This is a genomic window from Mesorhizobium sp. M0910 (assembly GCF_040319465.1).
Lineage (GTDB): Bacteria > Pseudomonadota > Alphaproteobacteria > Rhizobiales > Rhizobiaceae > Mesorhizobium.
Genome location: NZ_JAMYNZ010000001.1, coordinates 655,417 through 680,697 on the forward strand (window position 1 = coordinate 655,417; position 25,281 = coordinate 680,697).

Genomic DNA, 25,281 nt, shown 5'->3' on the forward strand with positions numbered 1-25,281 from the left:
GCGGGATGACAGCCGCGCGCCCGACAACGAAGCATGCGGTGCCGCCCGCCGGCGACATCTGCCGCCTGTCCGCCGTGGAACTGGCCAACAGGATCAGGCGCCGGCAACTTTCGGTACGCGAAGTGGTCGCGGCATTCCTCGACAGGATCGAGGCGGTGAACCCGCTGGTCAACGCTATCGTTTCATTGCGCGAACATGCCGACATCCTGCGCGTGGCAGACAGCGCTGACGCCCATCTGGCGCGAGGAGGAGATACCGGATCGCTGTTCGGCCTGCCGATCGCGATTAAGGATCTTGCGCTGACAAAAGGCCTGAGAACCACCTTCGGCTCGCCGATCTTCGCCGATTTCGTGCCTGAGGAAGACGACTTCTTCGTCGAGCGCGTCCGCAAGGCCGGCGCCATCATCATAGGCAAGACCAACGTTCCCGAATTCGGGCTCGGCTCCAACACCTACAACACCGTGTTCGGCCAGACGCTCAACGCATTCGACCCGACGCTGACCGCCGGCGGCTCGAGCGGCGGCGCGGCGGTCGCGCTGGCGCTCGACATGGTTCCCGTTGCCGATGGCAGCGATTTTGGCGGCTCGTTGCGCAATCCCGCTGCCTACAACAATGTCTATGGGTTCCGCCCGTCGCAGGGATTGGTGCCGGCTGGCCCTGACCTTGATGTGTTTCATGCGCAAATGGGCGTCGAAGGGCCGATGGGGCGTAACGTGCGCGACATGGCGCTGCTGCTCGACGTGCAGGCCGGCTATCATCCTCGCGCGCCGCTGTCGCATGATAAGCCAGGCTCGTTTCTCCAAGGGGTGGAAACGCCGGCGGCCGGCGGGCGTATCGCCTGGCTCGGCGATCTCGACGGTCATCTGCCGGTTGAAGCAGGCATTCTACAGCTTTGCGAGGCAGCACTCGGCCGGTTCGCGGATGTGTCCTTCGAGGCCGAGCCGCTGATGCCGGAATTCGACTTCGAAGCGCTGTGGCAGGCCTTTGTAACGCTTCGGCAGGCGAGCAGCGGTTGTGCGCTCAAGGTGCACTACGATGATCCCTTGAAACGCAGTCTGCTGAAGCCGGAGGCCGTGTGGGAGGTGGAACATGCGCTTCGCCTCACCGCGCCGCAAATCCATGCGGCAACTGTGAGGCGCTCGTCCTGGCATCGAATGCTGCTGTCGCTCTTCGAGCGTTTCGACCTGATTGCGCTGCCAGCCGCACAGGTCTTTCCCTTCGACGTCGCCACCCTCTGGCCAAGGGAAGTGGCCGGGCGTGCCATGGACAGCTATCACCGCTGGATGCAGGTCTCAGCGCTCGCCACGCTGGGCGGCTGCCCGGCGATCAATGTGCCGGCGGGCTTCGACTCCAGGGGCAGGCCAATGGGCATGCAATTGATCGGGGGGCCGCGCGGTGACCCCTCCGTGCTGAGGGCGGCTGCCGCCTATGAGGCAACGCTGCCATGGCAGGCCGGCGCCTGCTGAAATCAGCTCCGCATTGTCGGCGCTTCGCCGACTTGCACGCAACTCATCGCCATGCATTGATCGCGACAGCACGCCGCACGAGCGGCATTCTGCGGAGGGAAAAATGTCGCTGGAACTCTACGCCACCTACGTCGTCGCCTGCATCGTCATCGTCCTGGTGCCTGGACCGACGGTCACGCTGATCATCGCCAACAGCATACGCCATGGCTCCCGCGCCGGCCTCGCCAACGTCGCCGGCACCCAGGCCGGGCTAGCCATCATGATCGCCATCGTCGGCATCGGATTGACTTCGCTGATCGCCGGCATGGGCCACTGGTTCGAATTGGTCAGGCTGATCGGCGCTGCCTACCTGATCTGGATGGGCGTGCAGATGTTCCGCTCGAAAGGCAAGCTGAACGCCGACGGATCGGCAAAAAGACCGCGCGGCGGCTTCTTTTTGCAGGGCCTGCTGGTGGCGATCAGCAATCCGAAGACGCTGGTGTTCTTCGGCGCCTTCTTTCCGCAGTTCATTGCGCCTGAAGGCAATTATGCGTTACAGATCGGCGTCATGGGTCTCACCGCGATGATCTTCGCCGCCGTCTCGGATTCGACCTACGCGCTGGCCGCCGGCCGCGCCGGGCGCCTGCTGTCGGCCGGCCGCGTCAAGCTGCTGTCGCGGATCAGCGGCAGCTTCCTGGTCGGCGGCGGCCTGTGGCTGGCATTTTCCAAGGCGAAGTAACGGCACCTTTCCCTTCTCGCGTTGTGGAGAAGGTGGCCGAGCGAAGCTCGGTTGGATGAGGGGTGTTCCAGCTTGGCAACGACTGCACTCCGCCCAACCCATCAAGGGGGAATGAAAGACGGCGCTAAAGCCGCCCCAGCCTTTCCAGCAACAGCGCGAAAAACGCATCGTGGTCGATGTCACGCATCACCATGGCGTTCTTCGGCCGCTTGGTCACTCCCCACCAGTCGATCACCGTCATGCCCATGGTGAGCTCCGAGGCGGTTTCCACGCTGACATTGCAGTTGCGGCCCTTGAACAGCTTCGGCTTCAACAGATAGGCGATGACGCAAGGATCGTGCAGCGGGCCGCCGTCGGTGCCGTATTTTTCCTCGTCGAACCGTTCGAAGAATTCCAGCATGTCCGCGGTGGCCGTGCCGACCCGGGTGCCGAGCTTGCGGAAGGCCTTCGTGCGCTTGGCGGTGGTCAGCGCCTTGTGGGTGACGTCGAGCGGCATCATTACGATCGGAATGCCGGATTTGAACACGACGTCGGCGGCATGCGGGTCGACATAGATGTTGAACTCGGCGGTCGGCGTGACGTTGCCGCCCTCGAAGAAGCCGCCGCCCATCAGCACGATCTCCTTGATGCGCGGCCCGATCTTGGGCTCGCGGATCAGCGCCAGCGCAACATTGGTGAGCGGTCCGAGCGCGCACAGCGTGATCGTGCCGCTCTCCTCCCTCATCAGCGTCTCGACGATGAAATCGACCGCATACTCGTCCTGCAGCTTCATCTTTGGTTCGGGCAGTTGCGGTCCATTGAGGCCGGTCTTGCCATGCACTTCCTCGGCGGTGACGAGTTCGCGCGCCAGTGGCCGGATGGCACCTGCATAGACCTGGACGTCCGTCCGGCCGGCCAGTTCGCAGATCTTGCGGGCGTTTTTTTCGGTAAGTTTCAGCGGCACGTTGCCGGCCACCGCGGTGATGCCGACGATCTCCAGCTCGGCGCTGCCCAGCGCCAGCAATATGGCAACGGCATCGTCCTGGCCGGGGTCAGTGTCGATGATGATCCTGCGGGATTGGGGCATTTCAATTCCTTGTTTTGGCAAGTCTTTTTGGGCGGGACGTGTGACGGCTTGAAGTCTGCCGGGCGGCGGACCATATCAAGACCATCGGGAAAAATGCCATCCGGGTTTTTCCACTTTATGTCGCTCTTGAGAGGACACTGTAACATGAGCCGAATGACGCCTTTTTCCAGCCCGCTTCTCCTCGGTTTCGATTCCATGGAAAAGACGCTGGAGCGCTTGGCAAAGTCCGGTGACAGCTATCCTCCCTACAACATCGAGCGCCTCAGCGGTGCCGACGGCAAAACCGAAAGGCTGCGTATCACGCTCGCCGTCGCCGGTTTCGCGGAAAGCGATCTCGATGTCACAACGGAGGAGAACCAGTTGGTCGTGCGCGGCCGTCAGAACGACGACACCGAGCGCGAATTTCTCCACCGCGGCATCGCTGCGCGCCAGTTCCAGCGCTGTTTCGTGCTGGCCGACGGCATGCGGGTGATTGCGGCGGAATTGAAGAACGGCCTTCTGTCGATCGATCTCGATCGGCCGGAGTCCGAACGGCTGGTACGAAAAATAAACATATCGGTGAAAGACTGATTTTTGCCGATAGCTCTCATGCGGGATGGCCTTGAGCGGCGTCTCGCGGCAAGGAGGCTTGAAATGACCAGAACTAACGAAAATATCATCATGACCAGCGGCGAATTCGCCCATCTCGGCGAAGGTTCGGTCGCCTATCTCAGGAAAGTGTCGAGCGACGATCTGCGCGGCCGTTTCCCGGGCCTCGGCGAAATCGCGCCCGGGCTGGAACTGTGGGCCCTGTTTGCCGCCAATGGCCAGCCGATCCTGCTTTCGGACGCTCGCGATCGGGCACTGGCTGGCGCGCTGGAAAACGATCTGACCCCGGTCGCTATCCACTAACGTCGTTATCCACTGACAACGGCGCCATCAACTGACAAATATGGCGCGGCGATCTGGTTGGAGACGGACAGGGCCGCACACGGCGGCCCTTCAAGGGATTTAATCAAAACCTCAGGCGGCGTGCGAGGCCTGCGTGTCCGACAGCAGCGCGTGGATGGCTACGGCGTCGCGCGTGCCTCTGATCTTGGCAACCGTGTCGGCATCGCGCAGCACCCGCGCGATGCGCGACAGCGCCTTGAGATGGTCGGCGCCGGCACCTTCGGGAGCCAAAAGCAGAAACACCAGGTCGACCGGCTGATCATCGAGGGCCTCGAAGTCCACCGGTGTCTCCAGCCGGGCAAAGACACCGGCGATCCGCTTCACCCCAGCCAGCTTGCCGTGCGGAATAGCGATGCCGTTGCCGACGCCGGTCGAGCCGAGGCGCTCGCGTTGCAGGATGGTGTCGAACACCTCTCGCTCCGGAATGCCGGAAATCGCCGCCGCCCGTTCGGACAGCAATTGCAGCAGCTGCTTTTTGGAGTTCGCCTTCAACGCCGGCATGATTGCCGGAACGCTGACGAGATCGCTCAGATCCATGCTTGAAATCCCTTGTTCGCCTGCCGTCGCCAGTCCCCACGCTCGCGTGCGGCTGGTTTTTACCCCTGCGCGACCTTGGCCGTGGACGGGTCGATCCAGCCGATATTCCCGTCCGGCCGGCGATAGACGATATTGAGATGGTCGTTTCCGGCATTGCGGAAGACCAGGACCGGGCTGTCCTTGGTGTCGAGTTCGATCACCGCTGACGCCACCGACATGGTCCGCAGCGTCATGGTCGATTCGGCGACGATGGCCGGCGCGAAATTCTCCGGTATGTCCTCCTCGTCGTCGGTAAGCGGCGCCATCACCGTATAGGCGACGTCGGTGAGCTCGCCGTTGCTATTGCCTGAATTGTGCGACTTCAGCCGGCGTTTGTAGCGCCTGAGTCGTGTTTCCAGACGGTCTGCCGCGGTATCGAAGGCAAGCGTTGGATCCTGGGCATCGCCGGTCGCCTGCAGCGAAGCACCGGAGTCCAGCCGGATCATGCAATCGGCCGTGTAGCGCGACCCCGATTTGACGACTACGATTTGCCCTGAAAAGCCCCGATCGAAATATTTCCCGATCACTTCCCCGACACGGTCGTTGATGCGCGTACGGAACGCATCGCCGATATCCATGTGTTTTCCCGATATGCGCAGTGTCATCTGAAAACTGACCTTCCTTGCTCAGGCTTCAAACTGTCCCGAGTTTATACTCGTGGTCCGCGCGCACAAGCTTTTGCGGCGTCACTTGCGCCGATTTTAGATCCGAACTTTCCGGTTGATCACAAGCCGCCTTCTTGGCCGTCCCGTGGCCTACGTCGTGACGGACCATCTCTCGTGCGGGCATCGGCGAACTCAAATCCACTCGCTAGCCCGTCTCATGCGGGCGGGCTTCTAGCCACTTCGTTGCCGCTTGTCAATGAACTGCGAAAGCTGTGGAAATTCCGTCGGAGCTCAACGGCCGGCGCTGGCCAAAGCGCGTTTTTCGCGCCGCCGCTGCACCGAAGAGGGTATGTTCATGCCTTCCCGGTATTTGGCCACCGTGCGTCTGGCAATGTCGACGCCGCTTTCCCGCAGCATGTCGACGATGGCATCGTCGGAAAGCACATCGACGGCTTTCTCCTCGTCGATCAGCTGCTTTATGCGGTCGCGCACCGCTTCCGACGAATGCGCATCGCCGCCACCTGACGAAGCGATCGAGGCGGTGAAGAAATAGCGCAGCTCGAACACACCGCGCGGCGTCAGCATGTATTTGTTTGCCGTGACCCGGCTGACCGTTGATTCGTGCATGCCGATGGCGTCCGCCACCGTACGCAGGTTGAGCGGCTTCAGGTGCCGCACGCCGTGGACGAGAAAAGCGTCCTGCTGGCGCACGATCTCAGAGGCCACCTTGAGAATGGTCTTCGCCCGCTGGTCGAGGCTGCGCGTGAGCCAGTTGGCGTTCTGCAGGCATTCGGCGAGGAAATCCTTTTCCGCCTGGTTTTTCGCATGTGGCGTGACCTGGGCGAAATAGATGTGATCGACCAGCACGCGCGGCAGCGTCTCGGCATTGAGCTCGACCGTCCAGCTGCCGTCATTGGCTGCGCGCACCTCGACGTCGGCCACGACTGCGTCGCTGGCACCGCACGAAAATGCCATTCCTGGCCGCGGGTCGAGCGCCCGGATCTCGGCCAGCATGTCGAGCAGATCCTCCTCGTCGACGCCGCAAATCCGCTTCAGCGTCTGGAAATCGCGCCGTGCCAGGAGTTCGAGATTGGCGATCAGCGCCTTCATCGCCGGATCGAGCCGGTCGCGCACGGCAAGCTGCAGCAACAGGCATTCGGCGAGGTCGCGGGCGAAGATGCCGGCGGGCTCGAATGTCTGGCAGACCGCCAGGACCCTTGCCACCGCCGTGGCGTTCGTGCCGAGGCGGGCCGCGATCTCGGCCATGTCGGCACGCATGTAGCCGGCCTCGTCGAGGCCGTCGGCAAGCTCGCTGGCGATCAGGCGGGCCGCCGGATCGGCAAAGGCGAGCGCTACCTGCTCGCCGACATGGTCGCGCAGCGTGATGGCAGCCGCCGCCATGTCCGCGACGTCAAAGCCGTCGGAGGAAGAGGTGGAACCGTTGCCGGACGCCGATTTCCATTGCGCCGTCAGGTCGGGCCCCAGCCGCTCGCTCGTACCAGGATCATCGGGAAACAGGTTTTCCAGCGATGTATCGAGCTTTTCCGAGATCGCCTCGGCGCTCCACGCCGTCTCCGCTTCGAACCAGTCGCCGTCGGCAGCTGGTTCTGGTGCAGCGTCGCCCTTCTGCGCCTGGTCGCTGGCGGCGTCCTCCTGCGGTTCGGCACGTTCCAGCAGTGGATTGCGTTCGATCTCGTCGTCGATGAAGCGTTCCAGCTCGAGATGGGTGAACTGCAGCAGGCGGATTGACTGCATCAGCTGCGGCGTCATCACCAGCGACTGCGACTGTCGTAGCTGTAGTTTTGCCGCCAACGCCATGGTTCGGTTTCAAACGCTCCGTCTACACACCCGCACTGCTGGAAGGAATTTTCCAGGCCAGCATAGAAACTGGCCCGGCTTTTGCTTGTCAAGGCGAGGAGCGGTAAAACTCGCCTGCCGACACGTTTTCAGGCAGAAAATTGAAGAAAAAGCTGCTGGACTACGCCGGAAATCCCGCTCGAACCGGAATTTCGCACTTAGAGCGTAAATCCCTCGCCGAGATAAAGCCGCCGCACATCGGCATTTGCGACTATCTCGTCGGCCCGGCCATGGGTCAGCACCTGACCGGCATGGATGATGTAGGCGCGGTCGATCAGGCCAAGTGTCTCGCGGACATTGTGGTCGGTGATCAGCACGCCGATGCCACGTGCCGTCAGGTGGCGCACGAGCTGCTGGATGTCGGCGACGGCGATCGGATCGATGCCGGCGAACGGTTCGTCGAGCAGCATGTAGGCAGGGCGGGTTGCCAAGGCGCGGGCAATTTCGAGGCGTCGCCGCTCACCACCGGAGAGCGACAGCGACGGAGCCTTGCGCAGATGGCTGATGTGGAATTCCTCGAGCAATTCGTCGAGCAGCCGCTCACGCTCCTTGCGGCTCTTTTCGACCACTTCGAGCACGGCCCGGATGTTTTGCTCGACATTCAGGCCGCGAAAAATCGACGCTTCCTGCGGCAGGTAGCCGATGCCGAGACGGGCGCGGCGATACATCGGCATCGACGTGACGTCGAAACCGTCGATTTCGATGGTGCCTTCATCGACCGGCACTAGGCCGGTCACCATGTAGAAACAGGTCGTCTTGCCGGCGCCGTTGGGGCCGAGCAGCCCAACCGCCTCGCCGGCGCGCACGCCCAGCGTCACGCCGCTGACGACTTTGCGGCCCTTGTAGCTTTTGGTCAGCCCTTTGGCGATCAAGGTTCCCTTGAACTTTGCCGCTTCGACGGTGACCCTGGCCGGTGCCGCAAGTTTGCTGGCGGCGCGCCCTGGAAGACGCGCCAGCAGCGACGATATGCCGGTCATCAGGGTTTCGCTGCTCCAGACTTCGCCGGTGGCGTGATCGACATCATGACGCGGCCGCCACAAGCGTCGACCTGGGCAAGGCCGCTCTTCATCTGCACGGTAAGCTTGCAGCCGACAAGCACGTTGTCGCCTTGCGAGAGCACGACTTTGCTGCCCGAAAGCACCAGCACTTCGGTCTTCATGTCGAAGGTGCCGCGGTCGCCGGTGGCAACCTGATCGTCCGATTTGATGTAGACCTTATCGTCGACCTCGAGATGGTCGATGTTGGCGGATCCGGTCATTGCCGCGGCACCCGCGGGCTGGGCGCCTTTGGCGGCGCCTGCATCCCTGACGTAATAGACCGTCATTTTGCCGGCCTTGAGCACGGTTGGACCCTGGACGACGTTGACGTTGCCGGTGAAGACGGCGACGCTTTCCGCCTGGCGCACCTCGAGCTTGTCGCTTTCGATCTGGATAGGCTTGTCGCCCGACAGCCTGAGGCCGGACATTTGGCTGGTGGCACCGGATTGCGCCAGCGACGGCGCTGTCCCGAAGGTCAGCCCCAAGGGCAACCCAAGCGTTAAGGCCGAGATCGCGGCGAGGCGCCGTGCCGAACTACTGAACCGCATTGGTCTCTCCGCTCTTTGCCTCTGCCGCCTTCAAACTGGCGGGATCGATGTCGACGCGCACCTTGTTCTCGAAAATCAGGACCTTGCCATTGTCCTGGACCGACATCGAATCCGCCCTGATCCGCGACCCGCCGCGGCTGACATCGACAGGTTCGCTTGTCTTCATAGTGCCTTCGGCCATGTCGAGATAGACTGATTTAAATTTTGCCACCACGCCATCCGTGGTCGACACGGTCACGTCGCTGGTCAGGCTGAACGTGTTGCCGTCGCGATCGTAGGTGCCGTGCGCAGCACCGATGGCGGCGGTGTTGTCGGCTGCAATCGGCAGCTTGGCCTTGATACCTTCCAGATCGATGATGCCCTGTTTGCTGACATCCTGTATGGCGCGGAGCGCTGTCATCGAATAGGGCAGGTTCTGCTTGGTGAAGCCGTTGAGCTTGGGATTGGCCATCACCAGCTTGCCATCGGCAAAGGCGCCGCCGTCGGCCTGCACCTCGATTGCAGCGGGTGCCATGAGATAGGAATAGACCGGAAACGCGACCGCGATCACGGCGGCGACCAGCGGTACGGCCAGCTTCAGGATCCGGACCCGGCGCGAATGACGCTGCGCAATGTCAAACGCGTCGACCCGCGCCCGGCCTGCGGCCTTGGGAGCCAACTCCGTCTCGGTGTTGGTCGGTTCGATTGGTCCCGCTAACATGACTGCTTCTTCTAAACCCCTGCCCGCCAGGCCGCCCTATAGGTGGGATGCCGGCGCCCTCAAGCAAGCACAAGCCGAGGAAAACCGCAAAAATGTGACAGCCGCCCCTGTACAACGAAAATGGCCCCAGCGCAGCCTGTACCTCATACCAGATATGGGCGCACAGTGTTAGAGCTTGTGGAACGTAACAGGTTGAGGCTTGCCGCGAATGCCTAAGGCCTTTGGCGCAAGGCCGTCAGGAAACGGTAGCCGGGCGCGAATGGTTGCTTTAAAAGCATCTGCTCCCACCGACTACGAGGCTGACCATGGCATTGAGAGCCGACGACCTGATCGACCGCCGCCGCTTGCGCCGCAAGCTGACATTCTGGCGTATCGCGGCGATTATCGTCGCCGCAGCCGGGCTGATCGCCTTTTCGGCGTGGATCTATGGTGACGACTTCACCAGCGCGGCTGTCGACCACATCGCCAAGGTCAAGATCGAAGGTACCATCACCGAAGACGAAGAACTGATCAAGCGGCTGGAGGCCATCCGTCAGTCGCCGCGCGTCAAGGCTGTGATCCTGTCGATCGATTCACCCGGCGGCACCACCGTCGGTGGCGAGTCGATCTATGAGGCAGTGCGCAAGCTCGCCGCCGACAAGCCAGTGGTGGCCGAGGTCGGCACGCTCGCGGCTTCGGCGGGCTACATGATCGCCACTGCGGCCGACCATATTGTCGCACGCAAATCCTCGATCGTCGGCTCGATCGGCGTGCTGATCCAGTACCCGGACGTCAGCGGCCTCATGGACAAGCTCGGCGTCAAGCTGGAGGAGGTGAAATCCTCGCCCTTGAAGGCCTCGCCTTCTCCCTTCAAGCCGACCAATGACGATGAGCGGGCCATGGTCCGCAAGCTCATCCTCGACAGCTACGACTGGTTCGTCGGCATCGTCGCCGAGCGCCGCAATATGACCAAGCCAGAGGCGCTGGCGCTCGCAGACGGGTCGATCTTCACCGGCCGGCAGGCGGTCGCCAACAGATTGATCGACGCGGTCGGCGGTGAAGCCGAAGCGATCGACTGGCTTGCAGGCAAGGGTGTCGATGCCAAGCTCAAGGTAGTGGAATGGAAGGATACGGAAAAACGCGGCGGTTTCCTGTTCTCCAAGGCGATGGCGCAGACCGTCGGCGCTGCGCTTGGCCTGCCCGGCCATGGCGGCGACGTCCTTCACGAAATTGGAGCGGACCGCTTGTTTCTTGACGGTCTCGTTTCCGTCTGGCACCCTTGAGGAACCGCTTGGGACGAGTGAAAAACCAAATAAAATCATTCTGATAATTTCGGCGGCACTGCTTTCACGGGGAGCCTTTTCATGATCAAATCCGAACTTGTTCAGATCATCGCCACGCGTAATCCGCATCTTTTCCTGCGCGACGTCGAAAACATTGTCAGCGCTATCTTCGATGAAATCACCGACGCGCTTGCCGAGGGCAACCGGGTCGAGTTGCGCGGCTTCGGCGCGTTTTCGGTGAAAAACCGCCCTGCCCGCACCGGCCGCAACCCGCGCACCGGCGAATCCGTGGAGGTTGAGGAGAAATGGGTACCGTTCTTCAAGACCGGCAAGGAATTGCGTGAAAGGCTGAACGGAGGCAAATAGGCGCGGCACGCGCCACCGCTCCTGCCTTTTCTTCCGAACGGAAAAACATGTTCAATCGCTTCATTCTCATCGTGGTTTTCGTGCCGCTGGCCGTCATCCTGATTGCGCTGGCCGTCGCGAACCGCGAACCGGTAGCCTTCACACTCGATCCGTTCAATCCCGGCAATCCGGCGCTGACGCTGACCGTGCCGCTCTTCATTTTCCTGTTCCTGGCGCTGGCTATCGGCATGATCGTCGGCAGCCTGGCGACCTGGATCAAGCAGGGCCGCTACCGCAAGCTGGCGCGCCAGCGCGGCGCCGAGGCCGAGAACCTGCGCCAGGCGGTCAGCCGCGCGCCCACCGCGTCGCAGAGCCCAGTCTTGCCGAAGCCGACGAACTGAGCCGCGGCTCGGGCCTGAGGCACAACCGGCCTAGTCCTCCACGGAGCCTTTCATGCTGACCATTTCCGCCGCCGAGGTCGACCGCGCGCTGACCTTTTCCGGGCTGGTCGAGACGTTACGCACCGCCTTTCGCGATGGCGCCGTGCAGCCGGTCAGGCACCATCACACTGTCGAGCGGCCCGATGGCGCCGCCTCGACGCTGCTTTTGATGCCGGCCTGGACCGACTTCAACGCAGCCGGCACCTCGGCCGATGGCCATATCGGCGTCAAGATCGTCACCGTGTCGCCTGACAACAATGCTGTCGGCAAGCCCGCGGTGATGGGGCTTTACCTCTTGCTCGACGGCGCCACAGGCGAGCCTCAGGCCTTGATCGATGGCCAGAGGCTGACACAGTGGCGCACGGCCTGTGCCTCGGCGCTGGCTGCCTCCTATCTGGCCCGCGAGGATGCATCGCGGCTGCTGGTGGTCGGCGCCGGCGCGCTGTCGCCATTCCTTGCAAAGGCTCATTCGGCGGTGCGTCCGATCAAGAACATCCGCATCTGGAACCGCACGTCGTCGAATGCCGAAAAGGTCGCGGCAAAATTGCGTGCCGAGGGTTTTGCGGCCGAAGCAGCAGGCGATCTCGACGCCGAACTCGGAAAGGCCGATATCGTATCGTCGGCGACCATCACCACCATGCCACTGATCAAGGGCGCACTCTTGAAGTCCGGCACCCATGTCGATCTGGTCGGCGGCTTCACGCCGGCGATGCGCGAAAGCGACGACGACGCGATTGCACGCGCCCGCGTCTATGTCGACACCCGCGCCGGCGCCACCAAGGAAGCCGGCGATATCGTCCAGCCGCTGGCCTCCGGCGTTCTGAAGCCGGAAGCCATTGTCGCCGACCTCTATGAACTGGCGCGCGGCCAGAAAAAAGGCCGGCAGAACGACGACGAGATCACGCTGTTCAAGTCGGTCGGCGCAGCCCTCGAGGACCTCGCCGCCGGCATTGCCGTGTATCGGGCAAGCGAAAGGGGAGTAGGGGAGTAGGAACCGCACTGATCGTGCGGCGCCGCGCCAGCTATGTTTCCTGTCACGTACTCCCCTACTGCCCTACTGCCCTACTCCCTTTGCCAATAAACCCGCAGCCGGTGGCTGTCGGGATCAAGCGCGACGAAGGTGCGGCCGAAATCCATGTCGGTCGGCGTCTGCAGAATTTTCAGCCCGCGGCCGGCCCACTCGGCATGGGTGGCGTCGACGGCACCCGGCGTGTCCAGCGCAAAGACGATCTCGGCGCCGCCGCCCGCTGCCGCGGCAGCCGGCTCCACGGTGTGACGCGACCAGAGGCCGAGCTTGAAGCCGTTGTCGAGCACGAACAGCACGAAGGTCGGCGAGGTCTCGACCGGTTGCCGCCCAAGCAGCGCGCTATAGAAGGCGCCGCTTTGCTCAGGCTTGTCGACATAGAGGATGACGAAATTGGGCGGTGTCATGAATTGCTCTCCAGATGGTTTCGACTGGAGGAGCATAGCGTATGCCACTGCCAGATTCTGGCAGCAGTCTCAACTGAGCAGCAGCCTTAGCTTGGCGTGTCGAGCGTCGCCCGCCATTCTTTGAGCAGCACCTGACGGCGGCGCGGATAGCGCATCTCGGTGGCGTTGAGGCCGGATATCCGATCGGCGCGAAAGTGCCTGAAATCCTGGCGCATCTCGCACCAGGCCGCGACGACGCGCACCTTGTCGAAGAAGCCGAGTGCGAACGGCCAGACGGTGCGCTCGGAGGCAGCGCCGCCGGCGTCGCGATAGACAAAGCTCAGCTTGCGCTCCTCGCGGATGGCCTGCCGCACCACGCCGAGATCGATGCCTTCTGTGACCTCGGTGCGCGACCCGACCAGCAGCGTCGAGGCATCGAGTTCCTCGCGCAAATCGTCCGGCAGCACCGCCGCGATCTTGGCCAGCGCGTCGGTGGCGGCGTTCGCAAGCCGCCAGTCCGGCTGCTTGGCCACCCAGCGCGAACCGAGAACGATCGCCTCGATCTCCTCATCGGTGAACATCAAGGGCGGCAGCATGAAACCTGGCCTGAGCACGTAACCCAGCCCCGCCTCACCCTCAATCGGCGCACCCTGCCCCTGCAGCGTGGCGATATCGCGATAGAGCGTGCGGATCGACACACCCATTTCGTCCGCGAGGCTGCGGCCGCTGACCGGCCGGCGATGCCGGCGCAGGATCTGGATCAGGTCGAGCAGGCGTTCGGCGCGGGACATGGATCGCAACCCGGTTTGATGGATGCCCAATTTGAATGGACGATAGTGCGCCTGCCCTTTCGACGGCAAGCAAGACGATCGCCGACCGGAACGTCTGCGCCCTGACGCCGTTGTCTGGCCATTATGGATATACGCGGTTTTCTGTTGTTCTGGTCGGTTTTGACCGCCATCGTCGCGGCGCTCAGCCTTGGGCCGTCTTTCGCCCATGTGCTGGAATCGGTGCCGCGGCTGACCAGATGGCGGCCTTCGCTCTGGCGTGAAACCACTGTCTTTAACGCTCAGTTCCAATTCTTCGCGATTATCGGCGCACCGCTGGACCTGGCGGCAATCGTCTGTCCGGGCCTCCTCGCCTGGATGCTGCGCAGCGATCGTCCGGCATTCTGGTGGGTCTTGGCCGCCACCGTGCTCTACCTGCTAGCGCTTGGGGCGTGGTTTGCGCTGGTCAAACCGGCAAACGATGTCCTGGCCACTTGGGTACCTGGACCGATCCCAGGCAATTTCGAAACCATCCGGAGCCGCTGGGAAACCGGCCATATGGTCGTCACCGGCTTCAAGGCCGTTGGTTTCATAGCGCTCGCAATCGGCCTGCTGTCGATCAGGCGCGGCTGATCCGGCTGCGCACGTCGGCAGCCCTTTTGTTGCGCCGGTCAATGTGCTGTGGCAGAAGCGGCCAAGCCGCCGTCCGGAGATGCGCCTTCTTGAAACCTTTTCGCGACAGACGCCGCGACAGCCGACCGCCCGCAAAAGGCGGGGCGGAGCATGTCCGGCGGCGCGACGCCAGCCCAACCGCCGGTCCGGAGCCTAAACCGCAAGACCGGTCCGAGCCAAAAGCCGCGCCGCGCATGCTCTCGCGCCGCGATGGCGCGCTGCCCGCCGAACATCTGCCGCTGATCCTCGAAGTCGGCCCCAATCAGGACTACGCGCTGCTAGACAGTGGTGCCGGAGAAAAACTCGAGCAATACGGCCCCTACCGCATCGTTCGGCCGGAGGGCCAGGCGATCTGGCAAAAGGCATTGGCGGCCAGGGACTGGGAACGCGCCGACGCCATCTTCACCGGCGATACCGACGAGGAAGGCATCGGCCGCTGGCGCTTCCCCAAGACGCCGCTCGGCGAGACCTGGCCGATGAAGCATGACGGCATCGACTATCTCGGCCGCTTCACTTCGTTTCGCCATGTCGGCGTCTTTCCCGAGCAGGCCTCGCACTGGGACCACATGGCCGGACTGATCGCGGCGGCAAAACGGCCGGTGAAGGTGCTGAACCTGTTCGGTTACACCGGCCTTGCCTCCCTGGTGGCGGCGCATGCCGGCGCCGAGGTCACCCATGTCGATGCTTCCAAGAAGGCGATCGGCTGGGCACGCGAAAACCAGGAGATGGCGGGCCTATCGAAAAAGCCGATCCGCTGGATCGTCGACGATGCCGTGAAATTCGCCGAACGCGAGGAGCGCCGCGGCAGCCGCTACGACATCATCCTGTTCGACCCGCCCGCCTATGGCCGCGGACCGAAAGGCGAGGTCTGGCAGTTGTTCGAGGACCTGCCGGCGCTGACCGATATCTGCCGCGCGATCCTGACGCCGAAGCCGCTCGCCGTGGTACTGACCGCCTATTCGATCCGCGCCTCTTTTTTCGCGATCCATGCCCTGATGCGCGACACCTTCGCCGGCATGGGCGGCACGGTCGAGTCGGGCGAATTGATCATCCGCGAGAAATCTGCCGGTCGGGCGCTTTCGACCTCGCTGTTCTCGCGCTGGGTGGCCTGAATGAGTGCGTACGAACGGCACGCAGGCGCGCCAGGGCAGGTGAAGGAAGTCACCAGCCTCGCCAACCCGCTGATCAAGGACATCAAGGCGCTCGCGCTGAAGAAATTCCGTGACCAGCAGAATGCCTTCATGGCCGAAGGCCTGAAGCTGGTCATCGACGCGCTCGATCTCGGCTGGTCGATCAGGACATTGGTCTTCGCCAAGGCCGGACGTGGCAACGCGGCAGTCGAAAAGGTCGCGGCGCGCACGGTCGCCGCCGGCGGCACGGTACTTGAAGTCTCGGAAAAGGTGCTGGTCGCCATCACCCGCCGTGACAATCCGCAAATGGTCGTCGGCGTGTTCTCGCAGAAATTGCTGTCGCTGAAGGACATCCGCGTCGAGGACAGCGATGTCTGGGTAGCACTCGACCGCGTTCGCGACCCCGGCAATCTCGGCACCGTCATCCGCACGGTCGACGCTGTCGGCGCCAGGGGCGTCATCCTGGTCGGCGAGACCACCGATCCCTTTTCGGTCGAGACGGTGCGCGCCACAATGGGCTCGATCTTCGCCGTGCCCGTCGCCAAGGCGTCGCCCGAGGCTTTTCTCGCCTGGCGAACGAGCTTTCCCGGCCTCGTCGCCGGCACTCATCTGAAGGGTGCGGTCGACTACCGCTCGGTCGATTTTTCAAAAGGCCCGGTGCTTTTGGTGATGGGCAACGAGCAGCAAGGCCTGCCTGACGAGCTTGCCGCAAGCTGCGACAAGCTGCTGCGGATACCGCAGGCCGGCCGCGCCGATTCGCTCAACCTTGCGGTGGCCACCGGCGTCATGCTGTTCGAGATCCGGCGCGACGCGCTGAAGCTCGGCCCGGAGGACGCCAGATCGTGACATCTCAAACCGTGAAACTGCAAACCATGAAGTCCTGGAGGCCGTACGCTCTTCTGGTCGTCGCCGCGATAGCGCTCGACCAGTGGCTGAAATACCTGGTCGAAACCGGCCTCGCCTTTCAGGAACGGCTCGACCTGCTGCCGTTCCTGGCGCTGTACCGCACCTACAACACCGGCATCGCGTTCTCGCTGTTTTCGTCCTTCGGCGACACCGGCCTGGTGGTCGTCGCGGTTCTGGTGGTCGCTTTCGTGCTCTATCTTGCGGCCCGCACGCCGCCCGGCCACCTGCTTGCCCGCATCGGCTTCGCACTGATCGTTGGCGGCGCGCTCGGCAACCTGATCGATCGCGCAATCTACGGCCATGTCATCGACTATGTCCTGTTCCATACGCCGGTCTGGTCCTTCGCCGTCTTCAACCTCGCCGACGCCTTCATTTCCGTTGGTGCCGTGCTGGTCGTCTTCGATGAGCTCATTGGTTGGCGGCGCGGAATGTCGAGCGATTGACCTCACTCGCCTGGCGCCGCACATTCTGATCTGCAAGCCCGAGGAGAAAACATGCCCGAAACCTTCAAAGCCATCCTCGTTTCGCGCGACGCCGAGAAAAACCAGTCGGTCGCGGTGACCGAGCTTACAGAGGCAGACCTGATGGAGGGCGACGTCACCGTCGCGGTCGAGGCGACGACGGTGAACTACAAGGACGGCCTTGCAATTACCGGCAAGGCGCCGGTAATCCGCCGCTGGCCGCTGGTGCCGGGCATCGATTTCGCCGGCACAGTCATCTCGTCCTCCAATCCTGACTGGCGCAAGGGTGACAAGGTCATATTGAACGGCTGGGGCGTCGGCGAGACGCATTTCGGCGCCTTTGCCGGGCGCGCCCGTGTCAAAGGCGACTGGCTGGTGCCGCTGCCGGACGGAATGAGCCCGCACGATGCGATGGCGATCGGCACCGCCGGCTACACCGCCATGCTTTGCGTCATCGCGCTGGAGCGCCACGGCATCGTGCCCGATCGTGGTCCGGTGGTGGTGACCGGCGCTGCCGGTGGCGTCGGCTCGGTCGCGATCTCGATCCTGTCCAGCCTCGGCTATCACGTCATTGCCTCGACCGGCCGCGCTGCCGAAAGCCCCTATCTGATCGACCTCGGCGCCGCGGAAGTGATTTCACGCGACGAGCTTGCGCAGCCGGCAAAACCGCTCGCCAAGGAACGCTGGGCCGGCGGCGTCGATGCCGTCGGCAGCCACACGCTGGCCAACGTTCTGTCGATGACCTCCTATGGCGGCGCCGTCGCCGCTTGCGGCCTCGCCGGCGGCATGGACCTGCCGGCCAGCGTCGCCCCCTTCATCCTTCGCGGTGTCTCGCTGCTCGGCATCGATTCGGTGATGGCGCCCAAGGCGGTCCGCCTCGAGGCCTGGCGCCGCATCGGCACCGATCTCGATCACGCAAAGCTTGCCAGTCTGTCGACGAGCATCGGCTTCGACGGCATCATCGGCGCCGCGCATGACATCGTCGAGGGCAAGATCCGCGGCCGTGTGGTGGTGGACATGTGAGCCTCTTGGGGAAAAAGAGCGCGACCGCTAAAATTCGAACGATCAATCACAACCTTCGATAAGCTCTGTCTGGCAGGAGTTCCGTATGATTGCGGAACCCGGCATCAGAGCGGCGGAACCAGCCGAACGGGCCGACGGGACGGCCCCCGATACGCCAGCACGGCAGCTTGTCGCCGCGCCACCGCTGGCGCCGGAATTGCCCGACGCCAACCGCGAAGGCCTGTCCTTCCTGACGCTGGTCGCCATCGTCGTGCTGGCGGGCCTGTCGCATTTGACCGGAGCGCCGATCTTCATCACCATCGGCCTTTTGGCGACAGCCATGGCCGGGCTCGCCATGCATCTGCGCAACAGGCGCACCGAGCGCCGCGCAGTGGCCCTGCTCGATGCCACCACCGCCCGCAGCCGCGCCGAAATCGAGACGCTGGCCGACCGCATGTGGGAGATGCAGGAGAGCGAGGAGCGCTTTCGCGGTCTGATCGATGCACTCGGCGATCTCGTCGTCCACCGCGACCGCGACGGCCACATTGTCTACGCCAACAAGGTTTTCGCCGACCTTGTCGAAACCGACCAGCGCGAGCTTGCCGGCAAGGCCCTGGCCGAACTAGGCATCGATGTCGGCATCGTCCCCGACGCCGCCTTTTCCGACCATGAATGCCTGAGTTCCACCGACGTCGCCATTCGCACGCCGGACGGTCCACGCTGGTTCTCTTGGATCGAGCTGTCGGTGCGCGACAAGGACAGCGGCGCCGTTTCGCATCGCGCCATCGCCCGCGACATCACCGCCCGCAAGCGCGCCGAATCCTCGCTGATCACCGCCCGCGAGCGGGCCGAATATGCGAGCCAGGCCAAATCGCGTTTCCTCGCTACCGTCAGCCACGAGATCCGCACGCCGATGAACGGCATCATGGGCATGGCCCGGCTTCTCGCCGACACCAGCCTTTCGCCCGAGCAGCGGACCTATGTCGGCGCCATCTCGACCTCGGCCAGCGCGCTGCTGGCGCTAATCGAGGACCTGCTCGACTACTCCAAGATCGAGGCCGGCCGCTTCGATCCCGAACCGCAGCCGATGTCGGTGCGTGAGATCGCCGACAATGTCGTCGAGCTTTTGGCGGCGCGGGCTTTTGCCAAGGATATCGGCCTCGGCTGTCATGTCGAACCCGACGTGCCGCAGCTGATCACCGCCGACCCCGGCAGGGTCAGGCAGGTGCTGCTCAACCTCATCGGCAACGCCGTCAAGTTCACCGACAGCGGCGGCGTCCTGGCAAGCATCGCCCGCGTCCGCACCGAAATCACCGACCGCATCCGCTTCACCATCACCGACACCGGCCCCGGTCTGTGCGAGGAGGACATGGAGCGTATCTTCGAGGACTTTGAACAGGCTGACGGCACCTCGACCCGTGCGCATGGCGGTGCCGGCCTCGGTCTTGCCATTTCCAAGCGCCTGGTGACCGCCATGGGCGGCACCATCTCTGTGTCGAGCCGCCTTGGCCAGGGATCTGAATTCGTCTTCGAGATTCCCGCTATTTCCGCCGTCGAGGCGCCGCAGATCCGCGAGAACCCGCTGTCGGGCCGGCATGCGGTGATCGTGTCGAAGAACCCGGTCGAGGCCGAAGCCATCGCCCGCACCATTCGCGCCAATGGCGGCACGGTCGATCTGGCCACCGCCGCCGCCCAGGCCACCGCTTTCGCCGAGGGCTGTGACGTGCTGCTGATCGATGCTGCCATGGAGCAAAGCGACGGCAGGCTGCTCAGGCGCCTGCGCCAGAGCGGATTTGCCGAGTGCGAGGCAGTGACGCTGATCGCGCCGACCGACCGCGGCATGCTTGGCGAATTCCGTGCCAATGGTTACGCCACCTTCCTGGCGAGGCCGGTGCGCGGCGAGACACTGCTGCGCGTGCTTTTGACCAGCCACGCGCCGGTCATCGCCGAGCCGCAACTGCAAAGGCGCGGCGCGCAGGCGGGGCATGCCATTGGCGCCCGCCAGCAGGGCCTGTCGGTGCTGATCGCCGAGGACAACGACATCAATGCCATGCTGGCCCGCGCCACGCTGCTGAAGGCCGGGCATCGCGTGAAAGTGGTCGGCAACGGCAAGGCCGCGGTCGAGGCGGTCATCAGCACCGGCCACAAGCACCGCTACGACGTGGTGCTGATGGACTTGCACATGCCTGTCATGGACGGCCTGGACGCCATCGCCGCCATCCGCCGCCATGAGGAGGAGACCGCGGTGCCGCCGGTGCCGATCATGGTGCTGTCGGCCGACAGCCAGGAAAAGACCCGCCACGCCGTGCTCGCTCACGGTGCCAGCGGCTTCGTCACCAAGCCGCTCGACCCCGATGCCCTGGTTCATGCCGTCGAGGGGCAAGTGGCCGCCTGAGGCACAACATAGACGGTTGATAGATTACCCAGCCGACGAAGTATTGCCCGCAGAGCCGTATCACGGTACTGTCACAATCCTGTTGCACCTACACCGTATCCCCGTGCCAAGAGGGATGGCTCGAAGGAGAATCACTCGTGCATACAGTCATGCCGGAATGTGATGCTCGGCCGAACGCCAGCGGGCCTTTGCTCGTCGGCCGGAACGCCGATGCCGTCATAAAAGGCGCATCGCTCGGCCGCATCGGCAATCTCGAAGTGCGGCTCGCCCGCAACGAGGCCGAGATCGCTGCCGCGCAGGAAGTGCGCTACCGGGTGTTCTACGACGAGCTTGGTGCCAGGAAGGACCTGTTCCAGATGCAGGACCGCCGCGATGCCGATCGCTTCGATCCCCTCTGCGATCATCTGCTTGTGTTCGATACTTCGCTTTCCGGCCCCGAGCATCGCCGCATCGTCGGCACCTACCGCCTGCTGCGGCAGGAGATTGCCGCAGCGGCCGGCGGCTTCTATTCCGAAGGCGAATTCGAGCTGACCAAGCTGATCGCGCGGCATCCCGGCCAGCGGTTCCTCGAGCTCGGCCGCTCCTGCGTTCTGCCGGAATACCGCTCGAAGCGCACCATCGAGGCGCTGTGGCAAGGCATCTGGGCCTATATCAACCATTACGGCATCGGCGTGATGACCGGCTGCGCGTCGTTCCACGGCACCGTGCCGGCGGCACATGCCGAGGCGTTGACCTATCTTGCCCACCACTGCCGGACGAATTCATCCTGGGACGTGCGCGCCGTCGCCGGGCGCTATTGTTCCATGGACCTGATGCCGATCGAGGCCGTCAACACCAAGGCGGCGATCGCCGCGATGCCGCCGCTGGTCAAGGGCTATCTGCGCGTCGGCGCGCGCATCGGCGACGGCTGCGTCATCGACCGTGAATTCTCGACCGTCGACGTGTTCGTGGTGATGCCGGTCAAGGAGATCGGTGCCCGCTACGTCAATTATTATGGCGGAGAAGCGCAGCGGTTTGCGGCCTGAGTAGGGGAGAGAAGGCAACGGCCGGAGTAGGCAAGTGCTCTGCTCTATTTTACCCGACGTAGCGGTATTCCCTACTCCCGTACTGCCTATTCCCCTACTCTCCTAACTTACGCATCCTTCTCAGCTTGCTCATTCACCGGCCCCGGCTCCACCGGCGCTTCGCTCGCCACATGCTTGGGGCCGCCCTTGGCGACGCCGACCATGGCCGGCCGCAGCACACGCTCGCCGATCGAATAGCCGGGCTGCACGACCTGCACGACTGTGTTGGCCGGTACGTCGGGATTGGGCACCTCGAACATCGCCTGGTGGAAATTCGGATCGAATTTCTCGCCCTCGGGCTCAAGCTTCTTCACGCCGTGACGTTCAAGCGCCGACAGCATGGCGCGCTCGGTGATCTCGACGCCGTCGATCAGCGCCTTGAAACCGGCATCGTCCGAAGCCTTGGCCTCCTCCGGGATGGCATCCAGAGCGCGGCGCAGATTGTCTGACACCGAAAGCATGTCGCGGGCAAAGTTGGCAACCGCATAGGCGCGCGCATCGTGCACGTCGCGGGCGGTGCGGCGGCGCAAATTCTCCATGTCGGCCGCGACGCGCAGCGCGCGATCCTTCAGCTCTTCGTTTTCCTTCAGAAGCCGCACAAGCGCTTCATAGTCGCTGTCGACGCCGCCTTCCCTTGGCTCCGCGGCAGCCTCGGTCTTCTCGGCTTCATCGGGCGCGCGTTCGTCTTTTGCCTGGTCGCTCATCGCCGTTTCCCGTCATTTTCGAATGGTGTGGATTTGCGCCCGATATCGAGGTTTGGCGGCCAAAAATCAAGGGGCAAGCGATACTGCAGCCGCTGGCCACGGCTTGAGGGCGAACAGCGGAGACTTTTCGATTTTAATTCAAACTTTACCGTATCCGACGGCTTTGCTTGCCAGGCTACTACAATGCGGGAACCATTCCTCCTGTGGAAGAGTTTCGAAGCCGACACAGGATTTTGGAAGATGTCCCGCAGCAATGGCGAAAAGCACGACGCGCTCGCCGTCGATATCCGGCGCCAGCTCGGCAATGAGACCACCAAGCGCTTCCTGCGCACCCTGCCGGCATTCCGCACGGAGACGGATATTCCCGACCGCCTGAAGAAATTGCTCGATCGCCTGGACGGGATCGAAACCAACATGGTCGCAGGCGTGCGCCGTCGGTAGGCGCCGTTGCCGGCGACGCGCCCGGCGACTGTGGCCGGGATTCGTCGCATCGCGCGACATTTACCCGCAGTAACTTTGCGTGATCTTCATCTTGCGGCAGCGCCCTGCTCCGCCTATGTTTCATGATGAACATGATTTCCCCCGAAGCTGTGGCAAACAGCAAGCGCGCCTGGTTGAAAATCCTGTCGCGCTATAAAAAGCCCGACAGGCGTCGCAGCGCCGTCGAACTCGCCATCACCCTCATTCCCTTCGCCACGCTGTGGGCACTGTCTTCGGCCGCCTATGCCTATGGCCACTGGTGGGGTCTGGTCCTCATCCTTCCGGCAGCCGGCTTTCTGGTGCGGATCTTCATGATCCAGCACGATTGTGGCCACGGTTCCTTTTTTGCCAATCGCTATGCCGACGACTGGATCGGCCGTGTGCTTGGCGTGCTGACGCTGACGCCCTACGATTGCTGGCGCCGCGCCCACGCAACCCATCACGCCAGCGCAGGCAATCTCGACGAGCGCGGCACCGGCGACATCAAGACACTGACCGTCGCTGAATATCGGCAACTGTCGTGGCGGGGCCGGCTCGCCTATCGCCTCTATCGCCATCCGCTGGTGATGTTCGGCCTTGGCCCGATATGGATTTTCATGTTCGAGCAGAGACTGCCCCTGGGCATGATGCGGGGCGGTTTCACCCCCTGGGTGTCGTCGATGTCGACCAACCTCGCCATTGCGGTCATCGCCGCGCTGCTCATCTGGTTCGTTGGCCCCGGCGCGTTTCTGGTCGTGCATCTGCCGATCGTCATCCTCGCCGGATCGGCCGGCATCTGGCTGTTCTATGTCCAGCACCAGTTCGAGGAGACGGAGTGGACAAAGGACTCCGAGTGGGAATTCCAGCACGCTGCCCTGCACGGTTCGTCCTATTACGACCTGCCGCCGGTGCTGAACTGGATCACCGGCAATATCGGCGTCCACCACGTGCACCATCTCTCGGCCAAGGTGCCGTGCTACCGGCTTCCGGAAGTGCTGAGGGATTATCCGGAGCTGCGTGAGATCGGCCGCGTCACGCTCCTCGACAGCCTGCGCTGCGTCAAGCTGGCGCTGTGGGACGAGACCCGCAGCAAGCTGGTATCGTTCCGCGAAGCGCGGATCCCCGTGTAGGCGCACCACCGCACCTAAAGCGCGTCGCGCTCGACCAACCTCACGCGAAGCGCTTTAGGTTCTTGTTTATGCATGCCGTTATCGCAAAACCGCTGAACACACTTTTGCGCGACATGCGTTAGGGGTGCGGCGGGCTCCAAGTTCCGAGCTTAAGCCGCCTGGCGGTGGTCGCGCATCAGGATCTCGCCTTGGCGGATCTCTGTGCCCAGCACTTTCAGGCATTCGCGCATGAACGCGGCAAGGCCCGGCCAGCCCTTGGCCGACACCAGATTGCCATCGACATGGGCGCCGGTCGGCGCAACATCGATATAGATGCCACCGGCCAGCGTGACTTCCGGCTCGCAATATTGCAGTGCCGCGACTTCGCGGCCGCGCACGACGCCGTCGACTGCGATCAGGATCTGCACGCCGTGGCAGATGGTGAAGATCGGCTTTCCCGTCTCATGGAAATGCCGCACCAGCGCCTGCACGCGTTTGTCGATGCGGATATATTCCGGCCCGCGCCCGCCCGCCGCGTAGACGACATCGTAGTCGGCGGGATTGACCTCGGAAAACGTCTTGTTGAGGATGTAGTCGTGGCCGAGCTTTTCCGTATAGGTCTGGTGGCCCTCGAAGTCGTGCAGCGAGGTCTTCAGGATATCACCGGCCTTCTTGTCGGGGCAAACGACATGGACGGTGTGGCCGACCGCATGCATGGCCTGTTCAAAGACGAAAATCTCGTACTCCTCGCTGAACTCGCCAACGAGCATCAATATCTTCTTGCCAGCCATACCCGGTTCCTCCCTTGTGGCCACATTTATTCGGATCGCGAAATAATGGGCCTATCCTAAGGCGGAGAGGCGCAAAATAAAAGGCTGAATCGGGAATGTGGTCCGACCAGACAGGCTTCTGGCCCTCTGGAGCAGATCAGCCGGGGCGCACCCGCCGCCAGGAATATTTCGGGCCTTTGGGCTCCGGCTTCACCGCCGGCTGATAGAACAGCGGCAGTCCGCCTGTGCGGCCTTGCTCGAGCCGCTTCAGCAGCACCGGGTGCGAGATCTCGAATTCGTCGAAGCCGAGGCGCAGCATATGCGGCAGCTGGTCGATAAGCACCTGCCCGGTGGCGCGCATGGCGCCGGTGAAGTGGTAACGGCTGCGCAGCAATTCGCCCTTGGAGAACGAGCGGCCGTCATTGAACGCCGGAAAGGCCAGCGCCACCAACGACAGCTGGTCGAGCAGGCCGGCGATCTTGTCGAGCTGGTCGCCGGGCTGCAGCAGCACGCCGATGCGTTCCTTCGCCGACCGCCGCACCTCCGGATCGAGGCCGAGAAACGCCTGCAACGGCAGGATGAAACGGCCATTGCCGACCAGCGCCTCGGCGCTTTCGGCATGAACCCACTCGTCCTCGCGGAACCCATCCGGTGTCCACAGCCGCGTGCCGTTTTCGGCTATCAAGTCGCTCATCAAGAAAATTCCCAAGTCCAAAGAGTCTAAAGTGCGAAGCACCTCAGGGTGCGTTGAGATTCAGGTCAGGCCGAGCCGGAGCCGAAGGCGGGCGCGAAGCGACCAAACTGCGTTGCTTCCGAAAACCGAGCGGAGCGTACTCTTTGGTACGCGAGCACCGGAAGCGCAGGAAGCCGCCATTTGCAGGC

The 25,281-nt window shown here is 63.3% G+C and carries 29 protein-coding genes; 17 read left to right on the plus strand and 12 right to left on the minus strand.

Annotation, left to right across the window (positions count from 1 at the left end; genetic code table 11):
* Positions 1–5 precede the first annotated feature (5 nt).
* Together NKH78_RS03225 and NKH78_RS03230 are read left to right on the plus strand one after the other, a co-directional pair.
* Positions 6–1,466, plus strand: coding sequence for an amidase (locus NKH78_RS03225; protein ID WP_352737507.1), 1,461 nt, complete (start codon positions 6–8; stop codon positions 1,464–1,466).
* Positions 1,467–1,569: 103 nt separating this feature from the next.
* Positions 1,570–2,184, plus strand: a complete 615-nt coding sequence (locus NKH78_RS03230) for a LysE family translocator (RefSeq protein WP_352506599.1) — start codon at positions 1,570–1,572, stop codon at positions 2,182–2,184.
* Between the two features lie 124 nt (positions 2,185–2,308).
* Here NKH78_RS03230 and NKH78_RS03235 read toward each other — a convergent pair whose 3' ends face one another.
* Entirely contained in the window at positions 2,309–3,250 is a 942-nt protein-coding gene (locus tag NKH78_RS03235) for a nucleoside hydrolase (RefSeq protein WP_352506600.1), read from the minus strand.
* 144 nt (positions 3,251–3,394) lie between these two features.
* On the opposite strand from NKH78_RS03235, the gene NKH78_RS03240 reads away from it, so the two are divergent.
* Together NKH78_RS03240 and NKH78_RS03245 are read left to right on the plus strand one after the other, a co-directional pair.
* Positions 3,395–3,820 carry an Hsp20 family protein gene (locus NKH78_RS03240; RefSeq protein WP_023675270.1) on the plus strand — a complete coding sequence of 142 codons (426 nt, stop codon included), beginning with the start codon at positions 3,395–3,397 and terminating at the stop codon, positions 3,818–3,820.
* A gap of 63 nt (positions 3,821–3,883) precedes the next feature.
* Positions 3,884–4,141: a BQ00720 family protein gene (locus NKH78_RS03245; protein WP_023675269.1), complete on the plus strand. Its 258-nt coding sequence runs from the start codon at positions 3,884–3,886 to the stop codon at positions 4,139–4,141.
* A 111-nt stretch (positions 4,142–4,252) separates the two neighbouring features.
* Here NKH78_RS03245 and ptsN read toward each other — a convergent pair whose 3' ends face one another.
* The 6 genes from ptsN to lptC all read right to left on the minus strand — a co-directional run bounded on the left by ptsN (position 4,253) and on the right by lptC (position 9,503).
* The gene (gene ptsN / locus NKH78_RS03250; RefSeq protein WP_023675268.1) at positions 4,253–4,717 is read right to left on the minus strand and encodes a PTS IIA-like nitrogen regulatory protein PtsN; all 465 of its coding nucleotides are present in this window, start codon (positions 4,715–4,717) and stop codon (positions 4,253–4,255) included.
* A 59-nt stretch (positions 4,718–4,776) separates the two neighbouring features.
* A complete protein-coding gene (gene hpf, locus NKH78_RS03255) occupies positions 4,777–5,361 on the minus strand; it encodes a ribosome hibernation-promoting factor, HPF/YfiA family (RefSeq protein ID WP_352506601.1) in 585 nt (194 codons plus the stop codon).
* A gap of 291 nt (positions 5,362–5,652) precedes the next feature.
* Positions 5,653–7,179, minus strand: a complete 1,527-nt coding sequence (rpoN, locus tag NKH78_RS03260; RefSeq protein ID WP_352506602.1) for an RNA polymerase factor sigma-54 — start codon at positions 7,177–7,179, stop codon at positions 5,653–5,655.
* Between the two features lie 197 nt (positions 7,180–7,376).
* A complete protein-coding gene (gene lptB / locus NKH78_RS03265; protein ID WP_023718959.1) occupies positions 7,377–8,195 on the minus strand; it encodes an LPS export ABC transporter ATP-binding protein in 819 nt (272 codons plus the stop codon).
* Positions 8,195–8,803 (minus strand): LptA/OstA family protein, encoded by a 609-nt coding sequence (locus NKH78_RS03270; RefSeq protein WP_352737508.1) that lies wholly within the window; start codon positions 8,801–8,803, stop codon positions 8,195–8,197. Before NKH78_RS03270 ends, lptB begins: the two co-directional genes overlap by 1 nt.
* Positions 8,790–9,503, minus strand: coding sequence for an LPS export ABC transporter periplasmic protein LptC (gene lptC / locus NKH78_RS03275; RefSeq protein ID WP_352476407.1), 714 nt, complete (start codon positions 9,501–9,503; stop codon positions 8,790–8,792). Before lptC ends, NKH78_RS03270 begins: the two co-directional genes overlap by 14 nt.
* A 305-nt stretch (positions 9,504–9,808) precedes the next feature.
* Here lptC and sppA point away from each other — a divergent pair, with 305 nt between their 5' ends.
* The 4 genes from sppA to lhpI all read left to right on the plus strand — a co-directional run bounded on the left by sppA (position 9,809) and on the right by lhpI (position 12,541).
* Complete coding sequence (gene sppA / locus NKH78_RS03280) at positions 9,809–10,765, plus strand: signal peptide peptidase SppA (protein WP_352737509.1); 957 nt, start codon at positions 9,809–9,811, stop codon at positions 10,763–10,765.
* Positions 10,766–10,846: 81 nt separating this feature from the next.
* On the plus strand, positions 10,847–11,131 hold the full coding sequence (locus tag NKH78_RS03285; protein WP_023675261.1) for an integration host factor subunit beta: 285 nt from the start codon (positions 10,847–10,849) through the stop codon (positions 11,129–11,131).
* A 47-nt stretch (positions 11,132–11,178) separates the two neighbouring features.
* Positions 11,179–11,511 carry a LapA family protein gene (locus NKH78_RS03290; RefSeq protein ID WP_352649557.1) on the plus strand — a complete coding sequence of 111 codons (333 nt, stop codon included), beginning with the start codon at positions 11,179–11,181 and terminating at the stop codon, positions 11,509–11,511.
* 52 nt (positions 11,512–11,563) lie between these two features.
* A complete protein-coding gene (gene lhpI, locus NKH78_RS03295) occupies positions 11,564–12,541 on the plus strand; it encodes a bifunctional Delta(1)-pyrroline-2-carboxylate/Delta(1)-piperideine-2-carboxylate reductase (protein WP_352506605.1) in 978 nt (325 codons plus the stop codon).
* Positions 12,542–12,612: 71 nt separating this feature from the next.
* On the opposite strand, the gene NKH78_RS03300 is transcribed toward lhpI, so the two are convergent.
* Both NKH78_RS03300 and NKH78_RS03305 read right to left on the minus strand, forming a co-directional pair.
* Positions 12,613–12,981, minus strand: coding sequence for a VOC family protein (locus NKH78_RS03300; RefSeq protein WP_352506606.1), 369 nt, complete (start codon positions 12,979–12,981; stop codon positions 12,613–12,615).
* 86 nt (positions 12,982–13,067) lie between these two features.
* Positions 13,068–13,751 carry a helix-turn-helix transcriptional regulator gene (locus NKH78_RS03305; RefSeq protein WP_352506607.1) on the minus strand — a complete coding sequence of 228 codons (684 nt, stop codon included), beginning with the start codon at positions 13,749–13,751 and terminating at the stop codon, positions 13,068–13,070.
* Between the two features lie 123 nt (positions 13,752–13,874).
* Here NKH78_RS03305 and NKH78_RS03310 point away from each other — a divergent pair, with 123 nt between their 5' ends.
* The 7 genes from NKH78_RS03310 (at position 13,875) to olsB (ending at position 21,318) form a co-directional block, all read left to right on the plus strand.
* A complete protein-coding gene (locus tag NKH78_RS03310; RefSeq protein ID WP_352506608.1) occupies positions 13,875–14,360 on the plus strand; it encodes an anthrone oxygenase family protein in 486 nt (161 codons plus the stop codon).
* Positions 14,361–14,449: 89 nt separating this feature from the next.
* Positions 14,450–15,511: an RsmD family RNA methyltransferase gene (locus NKH78_RS03315; protein ID WP_352506609.1), complete on the plus strand. Its 1,062-nt coding sequence runs from the start codon at positions 14,450–14,452 to the stop codon at positions 15,509–15,511.
* Entirely contained in the window at positions 15,512–16,375 is an 864-nt protein-coding gene (locus NKH78_RS03320) for a TrmH family RNA methyltransferase (protein ID WP_352476400.1), read from the plus strand.
* A gap of 26 nt (positions 16,376–16,401) precedes the next feature.
* Positions 16,402–16,878 carry a signal peptidase II gene (gene lspA / locus NKH78_RS03325; RefSeq protein ID WP_352506692.1) on the plus strand — a complete coding sequence of 159 codons (477 nt, stop codon included), beginning with the start codon at positions 16,402–16,404 and terminating at the stop codon, positions 16,876–16,878.
* Between the two features lie 51 nt (positions 16,879–16,929).
* Positions 16,930–17,919 carry an acrylyl-CoA reductase (NADPH) gene (acuI, locus tag NKH78_RS03330; protein WP_352506610.1) on the plus strand — a complete coding sequence of 330 codons (990 nt, stop codon included), beginning with the start codon at positions 16,930–16,932 and terminating at the stop codon, positions 17,917–17,919.
* A gap of 85 nt (positions 17,920–18,004) precedes the next feature.
* Entirely contained in the window at positions 18,005–20,293 is a 2,289-nt protein-coding gene (locus tag NKH78_RS03335; RefSeq protein WP_352881870.1) for a hybrid sensor histidine kinase/response regulator, read from the plus strand.
* Between the two features lie 149 nt (positions 20,294–20,442).
* Positions 20,443–21,318 carry a l-ornithine N(alpha)-acyltransferase gene (gene olsB / locus NKH78_RS03340; protein WP_023675251.1) on the plus strand — a complete coding sequence of 292 codons (876 nt, stop codon included), beginning with the start codon at positions 20,443–20,445 and terminating at the stop codon, positions 21,316–21,318.
* A gap of 107 nt (positions 21,319–21,425) precedes the next feature.
* Here the strand turns inward: olsB and grpE are convergent, their stop codons facing one another.
* Positions 21,426–22,061 (minus strand): nucleotide exchange factor GrpE, encoded by a 636-nt coding sequence (grpE, locus tag NKH78_RS03345; protein WP_352506612.1) that lies wholly within the window; start codon positions 22,059–22,061, stop codon positions 21,426–21,428.
* A 240-nt stretch (positions 22,062–22,301) separates the two neighbouring features.
* Here grpE and NKH78_RS03350 point away from each other — a divergent pair, with 240 nt between their 5' ends.
* A complete protein-coding gene (locus NKH78_RS03350; protein ID WP_352881873.1) occupies positions 22,302–22,502 on the plus strand; it encodes a hypothetical protein in 201 nt (66 codons plus the stop codon).
* A gap of 125 nt (positions 22,503–22,627) precedes the next feature.
* Positions 22,628–23,650, plus strand: a complete 1,023-nt coding sequence (locus NKH78_RS03355; RefSeq protein WP_352799789.1) for a fatty acid desaturase — start codon at positions 22,628–22,630, stop codon at positions 23,648–23,650.
* A 149-nt stretch (positions 23,651–23,799) separates the two neighbouring features.
* Here the strand turns inward: NKH78_RS03355 and NKH78_RS03360 are convergent, their stop codons facing one another.
* Both NKH78_RS03360 and NKH78_RS03365 read right to left on the minus strand, forming a co-directional pair.
* Complete coding sequence (locus tag NKH78_RS03360; protein WP_352881876.1) at positions 23,800–24,420, minus strand: DJ-1/PfpI family protein; 621 nt, start codon at positions 24,418–24,420, stop codon at positions 23,800–23,802.
* A gap of 136 nt (positions 24,421–24,556) precedes the next feature.
* Entirely contained in the window at positions 24,557–25,093 is a 537-nt protein-coding gene (locus tag NKH78_RS03365; RefSeq protein WP_254816801.1) for a DUF934 domain-containing protein, read from the minus strand.
* Between the last annotated feature and the right edge of the window lie 188 nt (positions 25,094–25,281).

What these genes read in the sequence shown, in the direction of transcription:
- NKH78_RS03225 (WP_352737507.1), top strand. Translation starts at nt 6, where the DNA reads ATGACAGCCGCGCGCCCGACAACGAAGCATGCGGTGCCGCCCGCCGGC.
- NKH78_RS03230 (WP_352506599.1), top strand. Translation starts at nt 1,570, where the DNA reads ATGTCGCTGGAACTCTACGCCACCTACGTCGTCGCCTGCATCGTCATC.
- NKH78_RS03235 (WP_352506600.1), bottom strand. Translation starts at nt 3,250, where the DNA reads ATGCCCCAATCCCGCAGGATCATCATCGACACTGACCCCGGCCAGGAC.
- NKH78_RS03240 (WP_023675270.1), top strand. Translation starts at nt 3,395, where the DNA reads ATGAGCCGAATGACGCCTTTTTCCAGCCCGCTTCTCCTCGGTTTCGAT.
- NKH78_RS03245 (WP_023675269.1), top strand. Translation starts at nt 3,884, where the DNA reads ATGACCAGAACTAACGAAAATATCATCATGACCAGCGGCGAATTCGCC.
- ptsN (WP_023675268.1), bottom strand. Translation starts at nt 4,717, where the DNA reads ATGGATCTGAGCGATCTCGTCAGCGTTCCGGCAATCATGCCGGCGTTG.
- hpf (WP_352506601.1), bottom strand. Translation starts at nt 5,361, where the DNA reads ATGACACTGCGCATATCGGGAAAACACATGGATATCGGCGATGCGTTC.
- rpoN (WP_352506602.1), bottom strand. Translation starts at nt 7,179, where the DNA reads ATGGCGTTGGCGGCAAAACTACAGCTACGACAGTCGCAGTCGCTGGTG.
- lptB (WP_023718959.1), bottom strand. Translation starts at nt 8,195, where the DNA reads ATGACCGGCATATCGTCGCTGCTGGCGCGTCTTCCAGGGCGCGCCGCC.
- NKH78_RS03270 (WP_352737508.1), bottom strand. Translation starts at nt 8,803, where the DNA reads ATGCGGTTCAGTAGTTCGGCACGGCGCCTCGCCGCGATCTCGGCCTTA.
- lptC (WP_352476407.1), bottom strand. Translation starts at nt 9,503, where the DNA reads ATGTTAGCGGGACCAATCGAACCGACCAACACCGAGACGGAGTTGGCT.
- sppA (WP_352737509.1), top strand. Translation starts at nt 9,809, where the DNA reads ATGGCATTGAGAGCCGACGACCTGATCGACCGCCGCCGCTTGCGCCGC.
- NKH78_RS03285 (WP_023675261.1), top strand. Translation starts at nt 10,847, where the DNA reads ATGATCAAATCCGAACTTGTTCAGATCATCGCCACGCGTAATCCGCAT.
- NKH78_RS03290 (WP_352649557.1), top strand. Translation starts at nt 11,179, where the DNA reads ATGTTCAATCGCTTCATTCTCATCGTGGTTTTCGTGCCGCTGGCCGTC.
- lhpI (WP_352506605.1), top strand. Translation starts at nt 11,564, where the DNA reads ATGCTGACCATTTCCGCCGCCGAGGTCGACCGCGCGCTGACCTTTTCC.
- NKH78_RS03300 (WP_352506606.1), bottom strand. Translation starts at nt 12,981, where the DNA reads ATGACACCGCCCAATTTCGTCATCCTCTATGTCGACAAGCCTGAGCAA.
- NKH78_RS03305 (WP_352506607.1), bottom strand. Translation starts at nt 13,751, where the DNA reads ATGTCCCGCGCCGAACGCCTGCTCGACCTGATCCAGATCCTGCGCCGG.
- NKH78_RS03310 (WP_352506608.1), top strand. Translation starts at nt 13,875, where the DNA reads ATGGATATACGCGGTTTTCTGTTGTTCTGGTCGGTTTTGACCGCCATC.
- NKH78_RS03320 (WP_352476400.1), top strand. Translation starts at nt 15,512, where the DNA reads ATGAGTGCGTACGAACGGCACGCAGGCGCGCCAGGGCAGGTGAAGGAA.
- lspA (WP_352506692.1), top strand. Translation starts at nt 16,402, where the DNA reads ATGAAGTCCTGGAGGCCGTACGCTCTTCTGGTCGTCGCCGCGATAGCG.
- acuI (WP_352506610.1), top strand. Translation starts at nt 16,930, where the DNA reads ATGCCCGAAACCTTCAAAGCCATCCTCGTTTCGCGCGACGCCGAGAAA.
- NKH78_RS03335 (WP_352881870.1), top strand. Translation starts at nt 18,005, where the DNA reads ATGATTGCGGAACCCGGCATCAGAGCGGCGGAACCAGCCGAACGGGCC.
- olsB (WP_023675251.1), top strand. Translation starts at nt 20,443, where the DNA reads ATGCCGGAATGTGATGCTCGGCCGAACGCCAGCGGGCCTTTGCTCGTC.
- grpE (WP_352506612.1), bottom strand. Translation starts at nt 22,061, where the DNA reads ATGAGCGACCAGGCAAAAGACGAACGCGCGCCCGATGAAGCCGAGAAG.
- NKH78_RS03350 (WP_352881873.1), top strand. Translation starts at nt 22,302, where the DNA reads ATGTCCCGCAGCAATGGCGAAAAGCACGACGCGCTCGCCGTCGATATC.
- NKH78_RS03355 (WP_352799789.1), top strand. Translation starts at nt 22,628, where the DNA reads ATGAACATGATTTCCCCCGAAGCTGTGGCAAACAGCAAGCGCGCCTGG.
- NKH78_RS03360 (WP_352881876.1), bottom strand. Translation starts at nt 24,420, where the DNA reads ATGGCTGGCAAGAAGATATTGATGCTCGTTGGCGAGTTCAGCGAGGAG.
- NKH78_RS03365 (WP_254816801.1), bottom strand. Translation starts at nt 25,093, where the DNA reads ATGAGCGACTTGATAGCCGAAAACGGCACGCGGCTGTGGACACCGGAT.